The organism is Streptomyces sp. NPDC043861 (assembly GCF_056435905.1).
This window is the reverse complement of record NZ_JBWKDP010000006.1, coordinates 120,569-143,000: the sequence shown is the minus strand read 5'-3', so window position 1 is coordinate 143,000 and position 22,432 is coordinate 120,569. Positions and strand designations below refer to the sequence as shown.

The window sequence follows — 22,432 nt, the reverse complement described above, 5'->3', positions numbered from 1 at the left end:
GCAGTCGCGTTTTCGCAAGGATGTGGGCATGACGAACGACGGGGGGCGGGCTCAAGAGCCCACCAGCTACGAACTTCTGCCGCCGACGCCCGCAGCACCGCAGCAGCACGTACCGCAGCAGGACCGGCCGAACGGGTCGGAGCCCCAGCCCACGCAATACGCCCCGCAGCCCACGCAGTACGTGCCCCAGGGCCGTGTCATCGGCGGCCGCTACCGCCTTGTCTCCCGCCTCGGCCATGGGGGAATGGGGACGGTCTGGCGCGCCCACGACGAGGTCGTGGACCGGGACGTGGCCGTCAAGGAGCCCCGGGTCCCGGAGCACCTCGGCGAGCGCGAGCGTGAGAACGTCTACCTCCGGATGCAGCGCGAAGCCCGAGCCGCCGCCCGGATCGACCACCCCTCGGTCGTCACCATGCACGACGTCGTCATCGAGGACGGCAAGCCGTGGATCGTGATGGAGCTGGTCCGTGGCCAGTCGCTCGGCGACCGGCTGCAGGAGGGCACGCTCGACGTCCGTGAGGCCGCCCGCATCGGTGTCGCCGTCCTCGGCGCCCTGTCGGCCGCCCACGAGGCCGGTGTCCTCCACCGGGACGTCAAGCCGGACAACGTACTGCTCGGCCGTGCCGACCGGGTGGTCCTGACCGACTTCGGTATCGCCCAGGTCGAGGGCGAGCAGGGCCTCACCGAGACCGGCGCCTTCGTGGGCTCGCCCGAATTCATCGCGCCCGAGCGCGTGCTGGGGCAGCGACCGGGCCCCGAGTCGGACCTGTGGTCGCTCGGCGTGGTGCTGTACGCGGCGGTCGAGGGCATGTCGCCGTACCGCCGCTCGCACACCCCGGCCACGCTCCAGGCCGTGCTCTCCGCCGAACCGCAGATGCCGGCGCGCGGCACCGGCGCCTTCGGCACGCTGGTGATGCAGCTGCTGCGGAAGGATCCGGCGGCCAGGCCCGGCGCGGCCGAGATCCGCGCCACGCTGGAGTCCGTGGCGCAGGCGCCGCAGCCGTCGATCGACATCACCCGGCTCCACGGCGGTACGGCCGGGGCGGACACGGGCTCCCGTTGGGTGCCGCCGGTGCTGCATCGCAACCGCCGGGCGCAGTTCGGGCTGCTCGGTGGCGTGCTTGCCGTTGCGCTCGCCGCCGCCGCGGTGATCGTCGATCCGTTCGGCGGCGACGAACTGCCCGTCGGATGGCAGGTCCGTCCGGAGAGCGAGATCCTCTCGGCGGACGTCGCCGTACCCGAGGAATACAAGCGCTCGGAGTTCGACGGCGGCTTCGCCGTCTCCTACCGCGACCCGAGCAATGTGTTCTCGATCTATGTGGAGCGGGTCCAGCCCGGCAAGAAGGACATCGGTGAAGACGAGGTCCTCGAGCCGAAGAGGGACGTGTGGGAGGCGTGGTACTCGAAGGGCGGCAAGAACGGCAACGAGATCAAGGACGCCGACATCGAGACCAGGGACGTCACCCACCAGGAGAAGAAGGCCTTCGAGACGACCGTCGACTTCACCCCGTACTCGGACCCCGAGGAGGATCCGGTGCGCTACCGGTGGCACGAGCTCGTCGTGCCGGGCAAGAGCAAGGTGCACTGGCGGCTCAGGGTGCAGATGCCGTCCGAGGGCGCGGCCCGCCGGGATGGGGAGGAGATCTTCACCAACGTCGTGAAGAACTTCAAGATCCAGGGACTCTGATCTCGCGCCGAGCGGCGGAAAAATTCGGTTCTGTCTGGCCTTGAGCGGCCACAAGCCCCTGATCAGGGGTTATCTGCCAGTGATCGCTGGCGTGATGTGTGGACCTCGCGAAAAGCTGTTACCGACGGGTACCCAAAGCCTTGATTGCGTCATACTCTCGCCCCCATGACGGACTCGCAGGCCCTCGCACCCAGCACCAGCGGCACCACCCTCGGCACGAACCCGGTCGCCGCCGCCCCGGCCGGCGCGCGCACCGCCGCCGATGTGGTCACTCCCGAGGTGGTCGCCCAGCTCACCCGTGGCGTGGTCGGCTCCGGCCGCACCGCGAACCACACCCCCTTCACCGGCGAGAAGCTGGCCGACCTGCCCGAGTCCACGCCCGAAGACGTCGCCGAGGCCTTCGCCCGCGCCCGCGCGGCCCAGCCCGCCTGGGCCGCGACCTCCGCGCGGGCCCGAGCCGCCGTGCTGCTGCGCTTCCACGACCTGGTCCTGGAGCGCCAGGCCGAGGTCCTCGACCTGATCCAGCTGGAGACGGGCAAGGCACGTCTGCACGCCCATGAAGAGGTCCTGGCCGTCGCGGTCGCCGCCCGCCACTACGGACGCAAGGCCCCGTCGTACCTGAAGCCGAAGCGGCACACCGGTGTCGTACCCGTCCTCACCAAGACCACCGAGCTGCGCCAGCCGCGCGGCGTCGTGGGCCAGATCGCCCCCTGGAACTATCCGCTGGAGCTGTCCGTCGGCGATGCGCTGCCCGCATTCGTCTCCGGCAACGCCGTCGTGATGAAGCCCGACACCGAGACCGCGCTGACGGCCCTGTGGGCCCGCGATCTCCTGATCGAGGCAGGGCTCCCGGCCGGTGTCTTCCAGGTCGTCCTCGGTGAGGGCCCGGTCGTCGGTCCCGAGGTCGTCAAGCACGCCGACTACGTCTCGTTCACCGGCTCGACCCGCACCGGCCGTGAGGTCGCCCAGGGCGCGGCCGCCCGGCTCATCGGTGTCTCCCTCGAACTCGGCGGCAAGAACGCGATGCTGGTGCTGCATGACGCCGACATCGACAAGGCGGCCGCTGGCGCTGTGCGCGCCTGCTTCTCCTCCGCGGGGCAGCTCTGCATCTCCATCGAGCGGCTCTACGTCCACGAGTCGGTGGCCGATGCCTTCCTGGAGCGCTTCGCGGCCCGTACGAAGGCGATGCGCCTCGGCAGCTCACTCGCGTACGGCGCCGACATGGGCTCGCTGGTCGGGGAACGCCAGCTGGAGACCGTCAAGCGCCATGTCGAGGAGGCCGTCGCCAAGGGTGCGACCCTCGTCGCCGGTGGCGTCCACCGCGCCGACATCGGCCCGCTGTTCTACGAGCCGACGATCCTCGACGGCGTCGAGGCACCGATGGCGGTGTGCAACGAGGAGACCTTCGGCCCCGTCGTCTCCGTCTACCGCTTCAAGGACGAGGACGACGTCATCGAGCAGGCCAACGCCACGCCGTACGGCCTCAACTCCAGCGTGTGGACGAAGGACGGCAGGCGCGGTCACGCCGTCGCCGCCCGGCTGCGCACCGGCACCGTCAACATCAACGAGGGCTACGCGCCCGCGTACGGCAGCGTCCGTGCACCGATGGGCGGCATGAAGGACTCGGGGCTGAGCCGTCGGCACGGTTCCGAGGGCATCCTCAAGTACACCGAGGCCCAGACCGTCGCCCAGCAGCGGCTGATGCCGCTCGCCCCGTCCTTCGGCCTGGACGACGAGAAGTACGCGGCGTTCATGAGCACGTCCCTGAAGGCGATGAAGGCCCTGCGCCTCAGGTAGGGGGTTCCGTCACCCCCGTGCACCACCCCGTACCCGCACCGAGGAGAGCCATGTCCGATCTTCCCGAGTTTCCCCCTGCCCGGAAACAGGACGAGAGCGAAGCCGACTCCGCGTACGACTACGACGTCATCGTCGTCGGTTCCGGTTTCGGCGGCTCGGTCTCGGCCCTCCGCCTCACCGAGAAGGGCTACCGCGTCGGAGTCCTGGAGGCGGGCCGCCGTTTCACCCGCGAGTCCCTGCCCAGGAACTCCTGGGACCTGCGCAACTACCTCTGGGCCCCGGCCCTCGGCCTCTTCGGCATCCAGCGCATCCATCTGCTCGGAAATGTCATGGTGCTGGCGGGAGCGGGCGTCGGCGGCGGTTCGCTGAACTACGCCAACACCCTCTATGTCCCGCCCGCGCCGTTCTTCAACGACCCGCAGTGGAAGGACATCACGGACTGGCAGGAGGAGCTGAAGCCCTACTACGACCAGGCCAAGCGCATGCTGGGGGTCCGGCTCAACCCGACCATGACCCCGTCGGACGTGCATCTGAAGGCGACGGCCGAGGCCATGGGCGTCGGCGACACCTTCCACATGGCGCCGGTGGGCGTGTTCTTCGGGGACGGCAAGGATGCCGACGGCAAGGCGAAGGCAAAGCCGGGCGCCGAGGTCGCCGACCCGTTCTTCGGCGGCGCGGGCCCGTCCCGCCGGGCCTGCACGGAGTGCGGTGAGTGCATGACGGGATGCCGTCACGGTGCCAAGAACACCCTCAACGAGAACTACCTCTACCTCGCCGAGAAGGCGGGTGCGGTCATCCACGCCATGACGTCGGTCGTCGCCGTCACCGAGGACTCACGCGGCGGGTTCGCCGTCAGGACGCTGCCCAGCGACAACAAGCGCAAGGGCAAGGGCCGTACGTTCACCGCTCAGCGCGTCATCATCGCCGCCGGTACCTACGGCACCCAGACCCTTCTGCACCGCATGAAGGACACCGGGCTGCTTCCCCGGATCTCGGAACGCCTCGGCGAGCTGACCCGGACCAACTCGGAGGCGATCGTCGGCGCCCAGACCGACAACCGGCGCTACCGCAAGCGGCACGGCACGGACAAGGTCGACTTCACGCGCGGTGTCGCGATCACGTCGTCGATCCACCCGGACGACAACACCCACATCGAGCCGGTCCGTTACGGCAAGGGCTCCAACGCCATGGGCGGCATGACCGTCCTCCAGGTGCCCTACAGCGCGACGCACCGCGTCGCCGCCTGGGCCGGGAACATGATCAGGCACCCCTGGCTCGCCGCCCGTGCGCTCTCCAACCGCCGTTGGTCGGAGCGGACCATCATCGGCCTGGTCATGCAGTCCCTGGACAACTCGCTGACGACGTACCGCAAGCCGAAAGGCCTCGGCAAGGGCCTGCTCACCGCCCGTCAGGGCCACGGCGCCCCCAACCCCAAGCAGATCCCCGAGGCGACCCGCGCCGCGTCCATCCTCGCCGAGGAGATCAACGGCTTCGCAGGGTCCAACATCGGCGAACTGATGGGCACCCCGCTCACCGCCCACTTCCTGGGCGGCTGCCCGATCGGTGCCTCCGCGGAGTCCGGCGTCATCGACCCGTACCACCGCCTCTACGGCCACCCGGGCATCTCGGTCGTCGACGGCGCTGCGGTCACCGCGAACCTCGGGGTGAACCCGTCGCTCACCATCACGGCGCAGGCGGAGCGGGCCATGTCCTTCTGGCCCAACAAGGGCGAGACGGACTCACGCCCCGAGCAGGGCGTGTCCTACGCACGCCTCTCCCCGGTGGCGCCGAAGTCGCCGGCGGTCCCGGCGGACGCGTTCGGCGCGCTGAACCTGCCGTTCCTGGGCATGCCGGCGCTCCCGCCGAAGAAGTAGCGACAGGCATCCCGGCACGCAGCCGTACCCGCCCAGGACATGAGAGAGGCGCTGCACCCCCCTCCGAGTGCAGCGCCTCTCCTGCTTCATGCGGCGGTCGCGGTGTCGCGATCGCCTTGTGCCGCGGTGTTACGCGGTGGCGTCGCCCTTGCGGCGCTTCATCGCGAAGACGACACCGGCGCCGGCGACGATGGCGATACCACCGGCGATCCCGAGCGTCGGCAGCACCGAGGAGGAGCCGGTCTCGGCGAGGTTGCCGGTGACGGGGAGGGCCTTGGCCTCACCCTGCGGCTTGATGTCGCTCTTCGGCTTGTCACCGGTGGGCTTGGAGTCCTCGACATCACCGGGGTTGCCACCGGCGGCGATGACCTGGAACTCGTAGACCTCGCTGTCGAAGGCGCAGTCCGAGCTCTCCTCGCTGAAGTCGGCACCCATCACGAAGGCACCGGCGTCACCCGAGGGAGCACCCTTGTCGATCTTGAGACGCAGATCGAGGGAGACGGACTTCCCGGCATCGAGAGCGAAGTAGCCCTCGAAGTAGCCGTTGTTCAGACCCTTCTCCACAAAGTCGCTGGACCACTTGCCCGACTTCGGGTCGCGCATCTCGAAGTGCGCGTACTCCTCGACCAGCTTGTTGCGGCGGGCGTCCATCTCGTTCTCGTACGAGGCGAAGGCGAAGGTCTCCAGGCGCTCGATGTCCGTGTCGCCCGTGTTCTTGACCTTGAACGTGAACTGCTTCCAGCCGCTGCCGGCAACGATCTTGTTCGGGAAGCCGGAGAGGCTGACATCGACGGTGGAGTCCTCGCACCACTCCTCGTCGTCCTCGCCGGGCTCCTCGCCGCCGTCGCCCGGCTCTTCGCCGGTCTCGCCGGTGGTGCCCGGCTCCTCGGGCTCTTCGCCGGTCTCACCCGTGGTGCCGGGCTCCTCGCCGCCGTCGCCCGGCTCTTCGCCGGTCTCGCCGGTGGTGCCCGGCTCCTCGGGCTCTTCGCCGGTCTCACCCGTGGTGCCCGGCTCCTCGCCGCCCTCGCCCGGCTCCTCGCCGGTCTCGCCGGTGGTGCCCGGCTCGTCGGTGCCCGGCTCTTCGCCGGTCTCGCCGGTGGTACCGGGCTCGTCGGTGCCCGGCTCCTCGCCGGTCTCACCCGTGGTGCCGGGCTCGCCGGTGGTGCCGGCGGAGGTCGTGCTGGTGGTGCCGTCGGTCGCGTACGCGGCCGGAGCCGCCAGGAAGGCGGCGGGGGCTATGACAGCGGTCGCGGCGGCGACAGCCATAGCACGGCGAAGCTTCATGAAGACCTCAGCGAAGTCCGGCGTACCGCATCGTGCGGTACGGAGTCGTGGGCCATCCCGGGATATGGGGGTAACGGGTGTGGCTGTTGGTTCCGCATGCATGACCTGTGACCAGGGTGAATGGTTGTCCCGGAACTCACAGAAACTTTATGTGTCCCGCGTCACATGCCTGGGGCATACGCAAGAGCCCCCGGACGCGACACGTCCGGGGGCTCTTGGCTGTCAGCACCGACGTCAGGGCTGCGCCGGTGCCGAGGGGCGGCGCCGGGGGGAGTGCGCCGCTCGTTGTGATGGTCTGCTCACCGGCGGGGCACGCCAGTGAGCAGACCGATGACAGTTGGTGGTGCGCAGTGCGAGGACCTCGACCGACCGCACGTCGTGGTGCAGGCGCCGCGGCCCTGCGCGACAGCCGGACCGGATGCGGTCGGCCCCGGGCGTCCCTGGGGCCGACCGCCTGGGGTGACCGGGCTGCTGTCCCCTGCCGACCGGTCACGTGCGCCGGGGTGAGGTCCCACGACGTACCGGTTGGTACGCCACACGCCCCGGCGGAGCCACGCGTGGTTTCTTACCTTCGGGGCCCGCCTCTGGCTGGGACGGACAACGGGACCAACGAAGCTCCGTCGGGCGCGGTCACGCGCCGTACGGGTGAGAGCGTTCCCGCACACCCGTACGTCTCAGATGCGCCCCCGGCACAGCTCCAGCAGCGTCATCGCCAGCGACGTTCCCGGCTTGCCCAGTGCGTCCCTGTAGTGGGCGAGCACCTCCATCTCGCGCGAGAGGTTCACCCGGCGGCCGCCGGAGGTGATCCGGGCCTGCTGAATGACGGCCGAGACCGCCATTCGCTCCTGGATCAGGCCGATGATGCGGTCGTCGAGGGCGTCGATCCGCTCACGCGCATCCGAAATGAGCACCGCGGCCTCGTCGGTGCGGGCGCCGGTGTCGGTGATGCTGCTCGTGCTCGTGGTCATGGTGAGGGCTCCTGCCGTGGGGCTCGTGGGCGGGCCCCGGAGCGACAAGGTCCGGAGAATGCGACAGGCGCCCCGGGCCTTGTCGGCCCGGGGCGCCTGGGAAGTCGCTTGTCAGTGGCTCAAGCAACACGACCATGGCAGCCGGCGGGCCGGGTGCCATAGGTAAAGACGAAGGTCGAGTGCTTGTGCATGGGGATCAGTATGGCCCGGCCATCGGACCAGGGCCAACGCGGGCTCGGATGGTGAGACGAAGAGGCCCCCGGCGCGCCGGTAGAATCGACAAATAAGAGACCCCCTCCCACTCCGCCGGAAGGCCGCCGTAGTGTCCTCAGCGTCCCCTGCTGCCGCGCCCGACGTCACCAACCCGGACTCCACTCCAGACGTGGTCCTCGTTGTCGACTTCGGCGCGCAGTACGCCCAGCTCATCGCCCGCCGCGTCCGTGAGGCCCGGGTCTACAGCGAGATCGTGCCGTCCACCATGCCGGTGTCGGAGATGCTGGCCAAGAACCCGGCGGCGATCATCCTCTCCGGCGGTCCGTCGTCCGTGTACGAGGAGGGCGCCCCGCGGCTCGACCGGGCGATCTTCGAGGCCGGCGTCCCCGTCTTCGGCATGTGCTACGGCTTCCAGCTGATGGCGCAGACCCTCGGCGGCACCGTCGACAACTCCGGCGCGCGTGAGTACGGGCGCACGGGACTGCACGTCAGCAAGACCGGGTCGACCCTCTTCGAGGGCACCCCGGCCGAGCAGCCGGTGTGGATGTCCCACGGCGACGCCTGCTCCGCCGCGCCCGAGGGCTTCACCGTCACCGCGTCCACGGACGTCGTACCGGTCGCGGCCTTCGAGAACGACGAGAAGCAGCTGTACGGCGTGCAGTACCACCCCGAGGTCATGCACTCGACGCACGGCCAGCAGGTCCTGGAGCACTTCCTCTACCGGGGCGCCGGCATCGAGCCGACCTGGACGACGCACAACGTCGTCGAGGAGCAGGTCGCGCTGATCCGCGAGCAGGTCGGCGCCAAGCGTGCGATCTGCGGTCTGTCCGGCGGTGTGGACTCCGCGGTTGCGGCCGCCCTCGTCCAGAAGGCCATCGGCTCCCAGCTGACCTGCGTGTATGTCGACCACGGCCTGATGCGCAAGGGCGAGACCGAGCAGGTCGAGAAGGACTTCGTCGCAGCGACCGGGGTCTCGCTGAAGGTCGTCGACGCGCAGGAGCGCTTCCTGGACGCGCTCGCCGGGGTCTCCGACCCCGAGGAGAAGCGCAAGATCATCGGCCGGGAGTTCATCCGGGTCTTCGAGCAGGCGCAGGCCGAGATCATCGCCGAGGCGGGGGCGCACGGCGAGCAGCCGGTCCAGTTCCTGGTCCAGGGCACCCTCTACCCGGACGTGGTCGAGTCCGGCGGCGGCACCGGCACCGCCAACATCAAGTCGCACCACAACGTCGGCGGGCTCCCCGAGGACCTCGAGTTCGAGCTCATCGAGCCGCTGCGCAAGCTGTTCAAGGACGAGGTCCGGATGGTCGGCCAGGAGCTGGGCCTGCCGGAGGAGATCGTCCAGCGCCAGCCGTTCCCGGGCCCCGGTCTCGGCATCCGTATCGTCGGCGAGGTCACGCGCGAGCGCCTCGACCTGCTGCGCGAGGCCGACGCCATCGCCCGCGAGGAGCTGAGCGCCGCCGGTCTCGACCGTGAGATCTGGCAGTGCCCCGTGGTGCTGCTCGCCGACGTCCGCTCCGTGGGCGTCCAGGGCGACGGCCGCACCTACGGCCACCCGATCGTGCTGCGCCCCGTCTCGTCCGAGGACGCCATGACGGCGGACTGGACGCGCATGCCGTACGAGGTGCTGGCGAAGATCTCGACCCGCATCACCAACGAGGTCGCCGACGTCAACCGCGTCGTCCTCGATGTGACGTCGAAGCCGCCGGGCACCATCGAGTGGGAGTGAGCCTCCCCGCGAGTCAATGCCGGCGCCGTCGCTCATCCGTTTGAGCGGCGGCGTCGCCGTTCACGGTGGGTAGTCTGATCCCACGAAAACCAGACTCACGGCCATGGGAGCACTCATGAGCGCAGAGATCTCGCACCACTGGCCGGTGCCGCCGCGCGACGGCTACACCGTGGACGACCTTCTGACCCTGCCCGACCTCCCGCCGCACACCGAGCTGATCGACGGGAGCCTGGTCTTCGTGAGTCCGCAGCGGGATTTCCACAGCATTGCGATCGACCTGTTGGTGCACGGACTGCGGAGCACCGTCCCGCCCGAGCTGAAGGTCCGCCGCGAGATGACCGTGGTGCTCGACAGGCGCAACGGTCCGGAGCCGGATGTGTCGGTCGTGCGCGCCGCCGCGGCGCGAAGCCGCGAGCAGACCTACTTCCAGGTCAGGGACGTGATGCTGGCGGTCGAGGTGGTTTCCCCGGACTCCGTGTCCCGCGACACCGACACCAAGCCGCACAAGTACGCGGGCGCCGGTATCCCGTACTTCTGGCGCGTCGAGATGACCGCTGACGAGCGGCCGGTGGTCCATGTCTTCGAGCTCGACAAGGAGTCGCGCGTCTATGTGCCGGGCGGCACCTTCCGTGACCGGCTCAAGGTGTCCGTCCCGTTCGACATCGACATCGACCTCGCGGAGATCGACCGGCTCTGAGCCCGTCGAGTGCGCGGGCGCACGAGACGGGTGCTCGTCGCCCCGTGCGGGCCCTTCCCGTCAGGGCTCGTCGAGCGTGAAGTCCTCGAAGTGAAAGCCCGGCGAGACGATGCAGGTCACCAGGACCGGTTCGGCTCCCGCCGGCTCGGCGGACTGCCAGGTGCCCGCCGGAACGAGCAACTGAGGCTGCTCGCCGGACTCGATCGCCGGCCCCAGGGCCAGGGTCCGGGCCGCCTCCGGCGTCTCGCCGGTGCCGCCCAGATGCAGCCGGAGCGGGCCGCCGCGGTGCCAGAGCCACAGTTCGTCGGAGCGGACCCGGTGCCAGCACGATGATTCACCGGGGTGCAGCAGGAAGTAGATCCCGGTGGCATACGCACGGGGGCCCGAGTATCCGGGCGGGGTCGTGGAGCCCGCCGTCTTCCAGGTCTCGCGGTACCAGCCGCCTTCGATGTGCCGTTGCAGGCCGAGGAGGGCGACCAGTGGGGATGTCGGTGCGGTCATGTGCACATTGTCGTGGCGAGCGGATCAGGACGTGGCACGGATATGGCCAGTTGGCGTACCCGGGGATACCTTCCGGGCTATGACGGACACTCAGACTCCGGTGCCGGTCCCGCTGGAGCAGCTGCACTTCGCAATGCCGCCCGTGCACGAGTCCGCGGCCGAGGAGCGGGCGTACCGCAAGCAGCGGATCGCCGGCGCGCTGCGACTGTTCGGGCGCCTCGGCCACGAGGAAGGGGTCTCCGGCCACATCACGGCGCGGGACCCGGAGTTCGAGGACTGCTACTGGGTCAACCCGTTCGGGGAGCCCTTCGCGTCCATGACGGCGAGAGCGCTGATCCTGGTCAACGGTGAGGGCCGGGTCGTCGAGGGCACCCGGCACGTCAACCAGGCCGCCTTTGCCGTACATGCGGAGGTGCACCGGGCCAGGCCCGCAGTCGTCGCCGTCGCGCACACGCACTCCCTGCACGGGCGTGCGCTGTCCGCGCTCGGCGACCTGCTCGACCCGATCACTCAGGAAGCCTGCGCGTTCTACGAGGATCATGTGCTGTACGACGCCTACACGGGCGTGGCCGTGGACGCGGAAGAGGGCCGGCGCGTCGCCGCCGCGCTCGGCGGTCACAAGGGGATCGTCCTGCGCAACCACGGACTGCTGACCGTCGGCGACTCCGTCGACGCGGCGGCCTGGTGGTTCATCGCCATGGAGCGCTGTGCCCAGGTCCAGCTGACGGCGCGGGCGGCCGGCAAGCCCGTGCTCATCGAGCACGGGGAGGCCGTGGCCACCCGCGAGCGGCTCGGCAGCGATCTTGCCGCCTGGATCAACTACCAGCCGTTGTGGCGGCGGATCGCTGCCACCGAGCCCGAACTCATGTCGTAGTACGTCAATTTGATCATTCGTCAATCACCCGTGCGCCGCCTTGATGACGCGTGCGGGGGCCCGTTCGTGCGGCACAATTCCTTGGAATTGCAAGGTTGTTGGTCGAAGGAGAAGGGCTCGTCGCCGTGGCGCTGCAAGAAGCGGGACAGAGCGTGCACGGCGGCGGCTGCACCGGTGGCGACTGCCCGCACGGCGCACGGGAAGGGCATCGGCGGGCGGTCGCCGAGTTCGGTGCCCGGCGGGACGAGCTCGCCTCGGGACTCGGACTGCCCCTGCAAGTCGCCTATTCCGAAGGCGGGTCCCGCCAGTGGATCTCGGACGAGCTGACCGAGTCGGCCCGCGCCGTCGCCGAGCGCAGCCGTGCGGCGGGCGAGGCCTGGCTGATGCGTGTCTGGCGGCGCACCCTGCTCGTGCTGTGGGGCTCGGTCGCGGTGCTTCTCGTCGCCCAGGCCGTGACCGCCGTCGGATCGGGCTGGACCGCGTCCCGCACTGCGGGCCTGGCCGCCGCGGTATGTCTCGCCGCGCTGCTCACCGGCGCTGCCCGGGTGCATCGCGCACACGGCGGCCTGCTCGCCCCGCTCGTCGGTGAGGACAACCGGCTGTCGACCTCGCGGGCGGTCGCCTCCGCGTGGGTGCTCTTCGCGTCCTACACCGTGCTGTTCCTGGCGTTCCGCCTGGCCGCCCCGGAGCGGGGCGTCGTTCGCGGCGACGGCACCGGCCAGGGAATCGGGCTCGCCCGTGGGGCCTCCCTGGTGACCGTCATCGCCGTCACGTGTCTGATCGCCGTCGTCGTACGCCGCGTCGTCACCGTGCGCATCCTCACCCAGCGGCTCCAGAAGGTGCAGGCGGATCGTCCCCGGCCCGCCGATCTGCTGTGCGACGACGAGGGGCGGGGCAGCTTCACGGACACGCAGTACGTCCTCGTCGACTCCGCCGCCCTGACGTACCTGGCCGTCCTCCTCGTCCGCAGCCCCGGCGGACTGCCGCACCTCCCCTGGGGCCTGGCCGTTCTCGTCATCGTCTCCGCCGCCGTCTACCTGGCGGGGAAGTACGCGGAGGGCGGCCGGCCGGTCGTGTTCTCCGTCGTCCGTGTCCGTGAGCCCGGAGACCTGGACGGCCCGATCAGGACCGGCGACGACATCGAGATCCGCGGCGCAGGATTCGTTCCCCCGGGTGCCGGCTCGCCGGACCGGCTGGCCCGGATGTCCGTGCGTATCGGCCCGGTCCATGTCCATGTGCCGCTGGTCCCGGTACCCGGCGGATTCACCAATCCGACCGACACGAGGGTCACGGTCCCCGTCCCGGTCGAGGTCGAGCCGGGCCGGGTCGACGTCCAGGTGGTGACCGCGGCCGGTGCCGAGTCCAACCGGGTGACGATCGACGTCACGGACTGAGCCGGACGGCCGTCACTCCCGTAGTCATATTTGCGGGGCGCGGAGAGAATCGTTCCAGCCGGGGATGACACGGAGGCGACGATGGCGCATGTGGACCGGACGGCGGCGACAGTGACCTACGGAACGATCGACGAACGACGTTTGGGCGGCGTGGGCGGCTGGAGGGAGACCGCGCAGCGGTATGCGCTGCTGCCCTTGCGGATGTTTCTGGGCGTGACCTTCATCTATGCCGGGCTCGACAAGCTCACCGACGATGTGTTCATGTCGGCGAGCGGCGCCGGGTCCATCGGCGAGCTCATGAACGCGGTGCGGGGCACATCCGCCGTACCCGGGCTGGTGGATTTGGCACTGAAGAACCCCGAGGGCTTCGCCTATGCCATCGCCCTCGGTGAGCTGGCCGTCGGGATCGGCACGCTGATCGGGCTCCTCGCGCGGCTCGCGGCGCTCGGCGGGGCGCTGATCTCGTTGAGCCTGTGGCTCACGGTGAGCTGGGCCACCACCCCGTACTACTACGGCAATGACCTGATCTATCTGATGGCCTGGCTGCCGCTGGTGCTGGCCGGTGCTTCGGTGTTCTCGGTCGACGCGGCCATGGTGGCGCGGCGCCGGCGGATCCGGTAGTGGACGAAGGCGACGACGCCTGCCAGGAACAGTCCGCCGAAGACGACGGGGAAGGCCATGAACCACTCGGTCTCCCAGGCCCCCGACGCGTCCCCGAGGTAGGCCGCGGCGGCCGTCAGTGCGGCCGCACCGGCGATCAGCCGGGCAGGGCGGAACTCATGAAGCAGCACGGGTGACCTCCACCTGTCCGAGCGCGACCCGGAGGTCGAGGTTGAGCGTGCCCGCGGGCTTGCCGCCCTTGGGCGGGGCGAGCGTCCGTATGCGCTGCTGGGCCGGGCCCACGTCCACGTCATCGGGTGAATCGCCGGGCAGCCGGATGTCGCCGAGTCCCGCTTCGGCGGTGAGCCTCACCGTCGCGTCCCTCGGCACGATCACCTTCAGCCGGCCCGCACCGACCTCGGCCTCGGTACTGACGGCCGACTTCGCCGGAATCGAGACACGGCTCAGGTCGACGGTGGCGACGCCCGTGCCGAGCTGGTAGCGCGGCTCGACGCCCGCCGCCGTGGCCGGCCGCCACTCCGTACGCATCCACTCCGTGCTGATCTCCTTCGGCAGCACGGACGCGCCCACCAGCAGCACGGCAGCGAGCATGGTCATCAGGACGGTGCCCGCCCCCGTGCGACCCAGGAAGCTGCTGGTCACCAGGCCGAGGCCGAACACCGCCAGGGCACAGGCGAAACCGGTCTGCAGGCTGGTGCCGAGCGGTTGTCCGCCCCAGCTCAGCCCGGTGCCCAGGCTGCCCGCCACCAGGGCGAGCAGAAAGACGAGGCCCCCGATACCCCGCGGTCCACGCGGACGAGCAACGGGGAAGTCGTTCCGGTCCGTCCTGGCCCACGTCGCACCCGGGCCCGGCGGCAGACCGCCTTCCGGTACCACCGCGTCGGGAGGACCCCACAGATAACCGGTGGCCACCGGGCCCGTGGTGCCGTCCTTGATGATCGGGTCGCGCCACCAGGAGGGGCTGCCCGGCGTCGGCGGCGCCTTGGTCTCCGGCGGTGCCTCCGCCACGGCGTGCGCGGTCACCGGATCGAGCGGGCCGCCCTGGGGAGCGGCGAGGGCACGCCGCTGCGACCAGACGGCGGCACCCGTCACAGCCAGGGACAGCATCGCGGCGAAGGAGAGCATGCCGTCGTTGCCGAGCATGGACAGGAACAGTGCGCAGCCGAGCAGTGCGAACAGCACGGCCACCAGCGATGCCCCGTCGACCCGGCCCGACAGTGCCCGGCGTGCCTCGTTCTCGTCCTCCCCTTCGAGAGGGACGAGAAGCCAGGCGAAGCCGTAGAAGATCAGACCGATGCCGCCGGTCACCGCGAGCACACCGATGGCTATCCGGAAGATCACCGGGTCGATGTCGCAATACCGGCCGAGGCCTCCGCACACACCGGCCATGACCTTCTGCCGCGGGGTACGGCGCAGCTGGGCAGGCGCGGGCTGCTGCTCCGGCGGCGGGGGCGCGGGCGGCGGCGCGGTCGGCTGGCTCATGACTCCATGGTGACCGGCCCCGGACCCCGGCGGCAGCCACCCCGACCCTGGCCCTTCCCTGATATTCCTCCGGGAACCCTGAGGGGGCAGGGCGTGCCGGGGACTGCGGGCGCCGTCCCGCTTCTCCTCCGGCCTCCCTCCGGCACCGCCCCCATCCCTCCGGCCGATGGCGCGGCAGCGATCGCATCCAATCGGAGGGCTGACCGCACCGGCGCGGATCCACGGGGCGAACACCCTGCGCTGCACCGGCGCGCGGGCCCGCAACGCCGGGCGGACCACCGGGGAAGCGGGGTTGTGCTCCGCCGTCGGCGAGATGCCGAACAGCGGCGCGAGCTGCCGCAGGGTGACGTCGTGCCCCGACAGAGGGCCACCGTCGACAACGGATCGCACCCGCAGTTCAGGGTTGCTCTCAGGGGCGGCCCTGATGCCCTGGCCCGTACAGGCGTGTGACGATCGGGGCATGCCCGTCGCCGCCGCCCGTCTGCCGGAAACCGATGAGCCGCCCGTCCGCAAGCTGTACCGCAGTGCCGACGGCCGGTGGCTGGGCGGTGTCGCGCGCGGACTGGCCGGACACCTCGGGCTGCCCGTCATCTGGGTCCGGCTCGTCTTCCTCGGCCTCTTCATGGCGGACGGGCTCGGTGCGCTGCTCTACGCGGTGTTCTGGATCGTCGTCCCGCTCGGCGTCGGTGGCAGGTCCGCCGAGCCGAAGTCGCTCTTCGAGACCACGCGTGACGGCCGAAGACGGCTGCGCAAGCCCGACATGGGGCAGCTTTTCGCGCTCTTCGCCCTGTTGGTCGGTGCGGTCGTCTTCGTCGGCAACGTCGACATGGGTGGTCCGGCCAACCGCTACATCTGGCCGGTGCTGCTGATAGGCACCGGAGTCGTCCTGGTGTGGCGCCAGGCGGACAACGCCCGCCGGGCGCAGTGGACCGGCGACGGCCGGCGCCGCCGGCTGCTGCAGGTCGCCCGCGCACTCGCCGGCGTCGCTCTGGTCGGCATGGGACTGACCGTCTTCGTGGTCGTGCGCGGCTCGGCGGCCCAGCTCGGCAACGTCCTGACCGCCGCGATCGCCGTGATCGTCGGGGTCTGTCTGCTCGCGGGCCCCTGGCTGGTGCGGATGACCCAGGACCTCTCCGCGGAGCGACTGATGCGCATCCGCGCCCAGGAGCGGGCGGAGGTGGCCGCCCACGTCCATGACTCCGTGCTGCACACGCTCACCCTGATCCAGCGGAACGCGGACGACGCGGGCGAGGTCCGCAGGCTCGCCCGCGCCCAGGAGCGCGAGCTGCGGAACTGGCTCTACCGGCCGGAGGGCACCGGCAAGGAGGAGGACGAGGAGCCCACCACGCTCGCCGAGGCGGTGAAGAAGGCGGCCGCCGAGGTCGAGGACAAGCACGGAGTCCCGCTCGAGGTCGTGGTCGTCGGTGACTGCCCGCTCGACGAGAAACTGACCGCGCAGATGCAGGCTGCACGCGAGGCGATGGTCAACGCAGCGAAGTACGGTGGCGAGGGGGGTGCCGTCCAGGTCTACGCGGAGGTCGAGGGCCGTACGGTGTTCGTCTCCGTACGGGACCGGGGGCCCGGGTTCGATCCGGATGCGGTCCCGGAGGACCGCATGGGCGTACGAGAATCGATCATCGGGCGTATGCAGCGCAACGGCGGGACGGCGCGGCTGCGTTCCGTGCCCGGAGGGGGCACGGAAGTGGAGCTTGAGATGGAGAGGGCGGACGGATGAACGAGCAGACCGACGCAAACGAGAAGACCACGGAGCGTCGTGTACGGGTCGTGCTCGTCGACGACCACCGGATGTTCCGGGCCGGCGTGCAGGCCGAGATCGGCCGCACGGAGGTGACGGGCGTGGAGGTGGTCGGCGAGGCCGCCGACGTCGATCAGGCGGTCACGGTGATCACGGCCACCCGCCCCGAGGTCGTGCTCCTCGACGTCCATCTGCCGGGCGGCGGCGGAGTGGAGGTGCTGAGGCGCTGCGCGAGTCTGATGGCGTCCTCGGAGCACCCGGTGCGCTTCCTCGCGCTGTCGGTGTCGGACGCGGCGGAGGATGTGATCGGCGTGATCCGCGGCGGCGCCCGGGGCTACGTCACCAAGACGATCACCGGTACCGATCTGGTCGACTCGATCTTCCGGGTGCAGGACGGCGACGCGGTCTTCTCCCCGCGGCTCGCCGGGTTCGTGCTGGACGCGTTCGCGTCGACGGACGCGCCGCCCGTCGACGAGGACCTGGACCGGCTCACCCAGCGGGAGCGGGAGGTACTGCGGCTGATCGCCCGCGGATACGCCTACAAGGAGATCGCGAAGCAGCTCTACATCTCCGTGAAGACGGTCGAGTCGCACGTCTCGGCGGTGCTGAGGAAGCTTCAGCTGTCGAACCGGCACGAGCTCACCAGGTGGGCCACGGCGCGCAGGCTCGTCTGATGCGGGTGCCACCGGCCCGACGCCGTTCCGCAATGTTTGAGGCCCATTTGTGATGTAACAGCCGGGCAGCGGCGGCAACCGGAGCGGGTCCCGTTCCCTCTGACTGTCCGTGATGAGCTTGACCGGTACTCCCTTCTTCGTGGCCGCGATCGCGCTGGCCGTGGTCGCCGTGCTGCTTCCGCTGGCTCTGTGGAGCCGGGTGCGTGGACCATCTCTCGTACGTGGAGCCGCCCGACTTCTCATGGTCGGATTCGCACAGGCGACGGCGCTGCTCGTGGTCTTCGTCGCCGTGAACAACAGCAATGGCCTGTACGGCAGTTGGGATGACCTGCTCGGCACCGGGGACCATGTCACGGCTGCGGTTGACCTCGGCCACGACGGCATGGGCGGGGTGCGCTTCGCCGATCTGCCGTCCTCGAAGCAGACCTTCAAGCCCGCGGACGATCCGAACGTGGGGCCGGATGTGCGGGTCACGGAGTTCGACGGACAGCTCTCAGGTGTACGGGGCGAGGTGTACGTGTGGCTTCCGCCGCAGTACGACGACCCCGCCTACCGGGACACGAAGTTCCCGGTCGTCGAGTTGCTGCCCGGCTACCCCGGCTCGTCCCGGGCCTGGTTCACCTCGCTCAGGGTGCAGGAGCAGCTGAAGCCCCTCATGGAGCGGGGTGAGGTCGCACCGTTCATCCTGGTCTCCCCGCGGACCACGCTGCTGGGCGGGATGGATACGGGCTGCGCCAACGCACCGGGCCGGATCAACGCGGACACCTGGCTCAGCGTCGACGTGCGCAAGGCGGTCATGGACAGCTTCCGCGCCTCGCAGCGGCCCGGCGGCTGGGCGGTCGCGGGCTACTCGGCGGGCGGCCACTGCGCGGCCAAGCTCGCCGTCGCGCACCCGGACCGCTACCGCGCCGGCGTGAGCCTGTCCGGCTACAACGACCCCGCTGCCGAGAAGGCCTCCATCGCCGCCTACGATCCCGAGCTGCGCCGCGCCAACAACCCCCTGAGCCTCCTGGAGGCGGCTCCGGTCGCACCGCGCACCGCGCTCTACGTCTCCGGGGCGAAGGGCGACGGTTTCGAGTCGGGGCTCGCCCTGCGTGCCGCGGCCAAGCCGCCGACTAGCGTCGATGTCGTCGAGGTCGGCGGCGCCCATGACACCGACGGCTGGAAGCAGCAGGTCCCGGACGTCTTCCGCTGGCTGACCCGCCAGGTCGCTGCGGAGGGGGCACCGACCACATCGGCGGCCGGCCGCTGACCCGGGGCGGACGAGGGCGGCCGGTGCCGCGGAACTCCTTCTGGGGTCTTTCGGTTGGACGGGCTGGATCGGTGAGCGGGGTCCGGTGCGTGCGATCGCAAGGCGGAGGAGGGAGCCCACGCGGAGCGTGGGCGACCGACGACAACGCTGCGAGCGTGCGTGCCGGGGCACGCGAGCCCGGCAAGATCCGAACGAGAGGCCCTAGGCGACCCGGGTGGCGCCCGCGAACGGCATCTGGTCGATCGGCGCGATCCGGACGGGTGCACCCGGCCGTGGGGCGTGGATCATCTGTCCGCCGCCGATGTAGAGCCCCACGTGCGAGATGCCGGAGTAGAAGAAGACCAGGTCTCCGGGCGCCAGCTGGGAGCGGGGAACACTGCTGCCCGCGTTGATCTGGGTGTACGTCGTCCGCGGGAGGGACACTCCCGCGGAGCGCCAGGCGGCCTGGGTCAGCCCTGAGCAGTCGTACGAGGAGGGCCCGGTGGCGCCCCAGACGTAGGGCTTTCCCAGCGCACCGTAGGCGTACGCAACAGCCTGTGCGGCACGGGAGTTGGGCGCGGCGACCGGCCCGCCGCCCGGAACGGCGGTGCGGGCGGCGTCCCGGGCGGCCCGCGAGCCGGCGGCCGTTCCGTCCTGGCCCGCATAGGCGGCGCGCTGCTCGGCGGTCATCCGGGCCAGCACCGCCTCGGCGGACGCGAGCTTCTTGCGTACGGTCGTCCGGTGCAGCGCCAGCTCGGCCTGCCGTGCTGTCAGTTCGGTCAGCCGCTCGTCCGCCTCCGCGCGAAGCTGGGACATCTCCCGCGCCTGCTTGCGCAGCCCGGCGAGCGCCGCGGTCTGCCGGGACCCGGCTCGCTCGGCCAGCTCCGCCCCGGCGAGATAGCGGTCGGGGTCGGAGGAGAGCGCGAGCTGCACGGCCGGGTCGATGCCGCCGGCCCGGTACTGCGCCGTGGCGATCGAGCCGAGCGCATTGCGGGAGGTGTTGAGCCGCTCGGTACGCCGGGCGGCCTCGTCCCGCAGCCCGTCCAGCGAATCGCGGGCCTGCGCCGCCGCCTCCTTCGCGCCGTTGTACTTCTCGGTCGCCTCCTCCGCCTCCTGGTACAGCTTGTCGGCCTTCGCCTTCAGCTGCTCGGGGGTGAGGCCGGGTTCGGCATGCCCGGCGCCTTCGAAGACCGTGCCGGTCGCGGCACCGGCCAGGGCGAGGGTGAGCGCGGTACGGGCAGCAGGGCGGGAGAGCGTGCGCTGCTTGGGTTTGCGGTGCGCTGCCACGAGGGCCAGTCCTTCCGGAGTCCTGCGGTTCACGTCGAAGGAGTCCGGCGGCGGGCCGCACAGGGGAAACAGCCCGTCGCCGGATCCATCGGCGTGGCGGCCGACGGCGCCGCCCCGGACGTGTGGCGGCGGTGGGAGTCGGCCACCTGGGGGAGGACGCTAAGCCTCGGCGGCGCCCGGGAGAGGCGTCATGACCGGAATTGGCGTCAGTCGGACCGGCCGGGTCGTTTTCGGACCGTAAGGCTAGGCTCCGGTGCCATGGACGTACTCATCAATGTCTTCGTCGCCCTGCACATCATCGGTATTGCGGCGCTGCTCGGCGGCTTCCTGACCCAGATGAAGGCGATGGGGCAGGGGACGGCGCGCTTCACGCCCGCGATGCTGCACGGGGCGCTGACGATGCTGGTCACGGGTGTGGCGCTGGTAGGGCTCAACGAGGCGGACGGCCAGGCGGTGAACAACCTCAAGGTCGGTATCAAGCTCGCGGTGCTGGTGGTGATCCTCGCCCTGGTCTATGTCAAGCGGGACGACGAGCAGGTGGACAAGGCGCTGTTCGGCGCGATCGGTGCTCTGACGGTGGCCAACATCTTCATCGCGACGTTGTGGACCTGACGCCCGCCCGGGTCCGGGCCCGGACGGCGTGACGCGCATCCGGGCACGGTCCGGCTCCATGCCGGCAGCGGTGGGGCGAGCCGCCCGGCGCCGGCGACGTGGCGCGGGGTGATGCCGACGCGCCGCAACCCGCCCCGGTCGAAAGCGGTTTGCGGCACGGTCGGGTCTGTCCGGTCGGCAGTGCGGGCCCGGCACCGTCCGGACGGGGTGCCGGGACAGCCTTCAGACGGGGCGGACGCTCCCGTAGATCGGCATGTAGTAGATCGATTCCTCGCGGACGTTCGCACCCGGCTTCGGGGCGTGGATCATCCGGCCGTCGCCGATGTAGATGCCGACGTGGCTGATGTCGTCGTAGAAGAAGACCAGGTCGCCGGGGAGGAGATCCTTCGTCGCCACGCGACTGCCGACCTCGACCTGATCCCAGGTGGTGCGCGGCAGATCGACTCCGGCGGCCTTCCAGGCGGCCTGGGTGAGGCCGGAGCAGTCGTACGAGCTGGGACCGGTCGCGCCCCAGACATACGGCTTGCCGATCTGGGCACGTGCGAAGGAGAGGACCTTCTCGGCCTTCGCGGCGTACGTGCCGGAACTGGTCCCGGTACTGGTCCCGCTCCCGGTGCCTGAACCCTGGTCCGTGCCGGGCTGGTTCTGTTCCTGTTCCCTCGCCCGGCGTTCGGCCTCGGCCCTGGCCGCCGCTTCCGCCTCCGCGCGGGCCTTTGCCTCGGCCTTGCGGCGGGCCTCCTCCTCGCGCTTCTGCTCCAGTGCCTCGAGCCGCGCCTTCTCCTCGGCAGTCAGCTTCGACAGGAGCGTCCGGGCCTCGGCGAGCTTCTGCTGGACCTTCTCCTTGCTGGAGCGCAGCGACTCCTGGGAAGCCGTGAGGGTCTCCAGGCTCTTGGTCGCCTTCGCGCGCTGCTTCGCTGCAGCGGCACGCTGCTCCTCGAAATCGGCGACGGCGCCGCGCTGCTCGTCGGAGAGCCGGTCCATCAGATGGGTCTGGTCGAAGTACGCCTGCGGGCTGTCGGCGAAGAGCAGTGCGGCGGTCGGCGTGACGGCACCGGTCCGGTACTGGGCGGCCGCGTACGAACCGAGTTCGCGGCGTGCCTCGTTCAGGGATTCGGTGCGCTCGGCGGCATCGTCGAGGAGCCGGTCGACCTCGTGGCGCTTCTCGGTGGTGTCCTCTTTCGCCTGGTTGTACTGCTGGGTCGCAGTACCCGCCTGCCGGTAGAGGTCGTCGACCTTCTTCTGGACCTCTTCGATGCTGGGTCTCGGTTCGGCCTGGGCGCTCTGGGTGGAGAGCAGGGTGACACCCGCGAGGGCGGCCGTCGTGAAACCGACGGCGGAGTTTTTCGTACGTGGGCGCGTACGGGTCTGCGTCTTGCGATGCGACGCCAAGGCCGGCATCTCCTTCCGTCGACCGCCTACCGGGTTAGCTGTCGGGTTCGGACGGATCGGAAGGCTGTCCTACGGGCCGAGTTGAGCCAGGCCCGATTCACCCCAGTTGTGCATGGTGGGTCCCCGGTTCCGAACTTCCTTGCGGAAAGCCCGGATTCGGCGTGGCCGCCCGATTGGCGTCGGTCGCCGATGAGGGGAACGGGCCGCCTGGGCGAGCACGCTAGCCACATCGTGGTGCTTCTGTGAAGGTCGATGTGCGATATGCCCGATACATTTTCGTTACCTTTACGTATGGTGATTGATGCGCTACGTAGGGTGGTTGGCGGGTTGTCGTCGAAGGCGGGGACAGGCTGTCGGTGCGGCGG

Annotated in this window: 19 protein-coding genes and 1 riboswitch; of the genes, 12 read left to right on the top strand and 7 right to left on the bottom strand. The window is 70.4% G+C overall.

Annotated features, from left to right (window positions below; translation table 11 throughout):
- Window positions 1–28: 28 nt before the first annotated feature.
- The 3 genes from AC068D_RS16410 to AC068D_RS16400 all read left to right on the top strand — a co-directional run bounded on the left by AC068D_RS16410 (window position 29) and on the right by AC068D_RS16400 (window position 5,358).
- Entirely contained in the window at window positions 29–1,687 is a 1,659-nt protein-coding gene (locus AC068D_RS16410; RefSeq protein ID WP_478823713.1) for a serine/threonine-protein kinase, read from the top strand.
- Between the two features lie 165 nt (window positions 1,688–1,852).
- Window positions 1,853–3,484: a succinic semialdehyde dehydrogenase gene (locus AC068D_RS16405; protein ID WP_478823712.1), complete on the top strand. Its 1,632-nt coding sequence runs from the start codon at window positions 1,853–1,855 to the stop codon at window positions 3,482–3,484.
- A gap of 50 nt (window positions 3,485–3,534) precedes the next feature.
- Complete coding sequence (locus AC068D_RS16400) at window positions 3,535–5,358, top strand: GMC oxidoreductase (protein ID WP_478823711.1); 1,824 nt, start codon at window positions 3,535–3,537, stop codon at window positions 5,356–5,358.
- Between the two features lie 129 nt (window positions 5,359–5,487).
- On the opposite strand, the gene AC068D_RS16395 is transcribed toward AC068D_RS16400, so the two are convergent.
- Window positions 5,488–6,642, bottom strand: coding sequence for an LPXTG cell wall anchor domain-containing protein (locus AC068D_RS16395; RefSeq protein WP_478823710.1), 1,155 nt, complete (start codon window positions 6,640–6,642; stop codon window positions 5,488–5,490).
- A 674-nt stretch (window positions 6,643–7,316) separates the two neighbouring features.
- On the bottom strand, window positions 7,317–7,610 hold the full coding sequence (locus AC068D_RS16390) for a chorismate mutase (protein ID WP_478823709.1): 294 nt from the start codon (window positions 7,608–7,610) through the stop codon (window positions 7,317–7,319).
- Window positions 7,611–7,932: 322 nt separating this feature from the next.
- Between AC068D_RS16390 and guaA the strand changes: the two genes are divergently transcribed.
- Together guaA and AC068D_RS16380 are read left to right on the top strand one after the other, a co-directional pair.
- Window positions 7,933–9,549: a glutamine-hydrolyzing GMP synthase gene (gene guaA, locus AC068D_RS16385; protein ID WP_478823708.1), complete on the top strand. Its 1,617-nt coding sequence runs from the start codon at window positions 7,933–7,935 to the stop codon at window positions 9,547–9,549.
- Between the two features lie 115 nt (window positions 9,550–9,664).
- Window positions 9,665–10,246, top strand: a complete 582-nt coding sequence (locus AC068D_RS16380) for a Uma2 family endonuclease (protein WP_478823707.1) — start codon at window positions 9,665–9,667, stop codon at window positions 10,244–10,246.
- A 60-nt stretch (window positions 10,247–10,306) separates the two neighbouring features.
- On the opposite strand, the gene AC068D_RS16375 is transcribed toward AC068D_RS16380, so the two are convergent.
- Window positions 10,307–10,747: a cupin domain-containing protein gene (locus AC068D_RS16375; RefSeq protein ID WP_478823706.1), complete on the bottom strand. Its 441-nt coding sequence runs from the start codon at window positions 10,745–10,747 to the stop codon at window positions 10,307–10,309.
- A gap of 79 nt (window positions 10,748–10,826) precedes the next feature.
- Between AC068D_RS16375 and AC068D_RS16370 the strand changes: the two genes are divergently transcribed.
- The 3 genes from AC068D_RS16370 (at window position 10,827) to AC068D_RS16360 (ending at window position 13,636) form a co-directional block, all read left to right on the top strand.
- A complete protein-coding gene (locus AC068D_RS16370) occupies window positions 10,827–11,621 on the top strand; it encodes a class II aldolase/adducin family protein (RefSeq protein ID WP_478823705.1) in 795 nt (264 codons plus the stop codon).
- A 125-nt stretch (window positions 11,622–11,746) separates the two neighbouring features.
- A complete protein-coding gene (locus AC068D_RS16365; RefSeq protein ID WP_478823704.1) occupies window positions 11,747–13,015 on the top strand; it encodes a hypothetical protein in 1,269 nt (422 codons plus the stop codon).
- An 81-nt stretch (window positions 13,016–13,096) separates the two neighbouring features.
- The gene (locus AC068D_RS16360) at window positions 13,097–13,636 is read left to right on the top strand and encodes a DoxX family protein (protein WP_478823703.1); all 540 of its coding nucleotides are present in this window, start codon (window positions 13,097–13,099) and stop codon (window positions 13,634–13,636) included.
- On the opposite strand, the gene AC068D_RS16355 is transcribed toward AC068D_RS16360, so the two are convergent.
- Together AC068D_RS16355 and AC068D_RS16350 are read right to left on the bottom strand one after the other, a co-directional pair.
- Window positions 13,543–13,806: a hypothetical protein gene (locus tag AC068D_RS16355; protein WP_478823702.1), complete on the bottom strand. Its 264-nt coding sequence runs from the start codon at window positions 13,804–13,806 to the stop codon at window positions 13,543–13,545. The two genes, AC068D_RS16360 and AC068D_RS16355, sit on opposite strands and share 94 nt — an antisense overlap.
- Window positions 13,793–15,118 carry a PspC domain-containing protein gene (locus AC068D_RS16350; RefSeq protein WP_478823701.1) on the bottom strand — a complete coding sequence of 442 codons (1,326 nt, stop codon included), beginning with the start codon at window positions 15,116–15,118 and terminating at the stop codon, window positions 13,793–13,795. The genes AC068D_RS16355 and AC068D_RS16350 overlap by 14 nt, the downstream gene beginning before the upstream one ends.
- A gap of 460 nt (window positions 15,119–15,578) precedes the next feature.
- Here AC068D_RS16350 and AC068D_RS16345 point away from each other — a divergent pair, with 460 nt between their 5' ends.
- The 3 genes from AC068D_RS16345 to AC068D_RS16335 all read left to right on the top strand — a co-directional run bounded on the left by AC068D_RS16345 (window position 15,579) and on the right by AC068D_RS16335 (window position 18,800).
- Entirely contained in the window at window positions 15,579–16,853 is a 1,275-nt protein-coding gene (locus AC068D_RS16345; protein WP_478823700.1) for a PspC domain-containing protein, read from the top strand.
- The gene (locus tag AC068D_RS16340; RefSeq protein ID WP_478823699.1) at window positions 16,850–17,548 is read left to right on the top strand and encodes a LuxR C-terminal-related transcriptional regulator; all 699 of its coding nucleotides are present in this window, start codon (window positions 16,850–16,852) and stop codon (window positions 17,546–17,548) included. The genes AC068D_RS16345 and AC068D_RS16340 overlap by 4 nt, the downstream gene beginning before the upstream one ends.
- 112 nt (window positions 17,549–17,660) lie before the next feature.
- Window positions 17,661–18,800, top strand: coding sequence for an alpha/beta hydrolase (locus tag AC068D_RS16335; RefSeq protein WP_478823698.1), 1,140 nt, complete (start codon window positions 17,661–17,663; stop codon window positions 18,798–18,800).
- Window positions 18,801–19,001: 201 nt separating this feature from the next.
- On the opposite strand, the gene AC068D_RS16330 is transcribed toward AC068D_RS16335, so the two are convergent.
- On the bottom strand, window positions 19,002–20,066 hold the full coding sequence (locus AC068D_RS16330) for a C40 family peptidase (RefSeq protein WP_478823697.1): 1,065 nt from the start codon (window positions 20,064–20,066) through the stop codon (window positions 19,002–19,004).
- A 258-nt stretch (window positions 20,067–20,324) separates the two neighbouring features.
- Here AC068D_RS16330 and AC068D_RS16325 point away from each other — a divergent pair, with 258 nt between their 5' ends.
- Window positions 20,325–20,678: a hypothetical protein gene (locus AC068D_RS16325; RefSeq protein ID WP_478823696.1), complete on the top strand. Its 354-nt coding sequence runs from the start codon at window positions 20,325–20,327 to the stop codon at window positions 20,676–20,678.
- A gap of 222 nt (window positions 20,679–20,900) precedes the next feature.
- Here the strand turns inward: AC068D_RS16325 and AC068D_RS16320 are convergent, their stop codons facing one another.
- Window positions 20,901–22,076, bottom strand: coding sequence for a C40 family peptidase (locus AC068D_RS16320; RefSeq protein ID WP_478823695.1), 1,176 nt, complete (start codon window positions 22,074–22,076; stop codon window positions 20,901–20,903).
- Window positions 22,075–22,239, bottom strand: a riboswitch (cyclic di-AMP (ydaO/yuaA leader). (Overlaps the previous gene by 2 nt.)
- Between the last annotated feature and the right edge of the window lie 193 nt (window positions 22,240–22,432).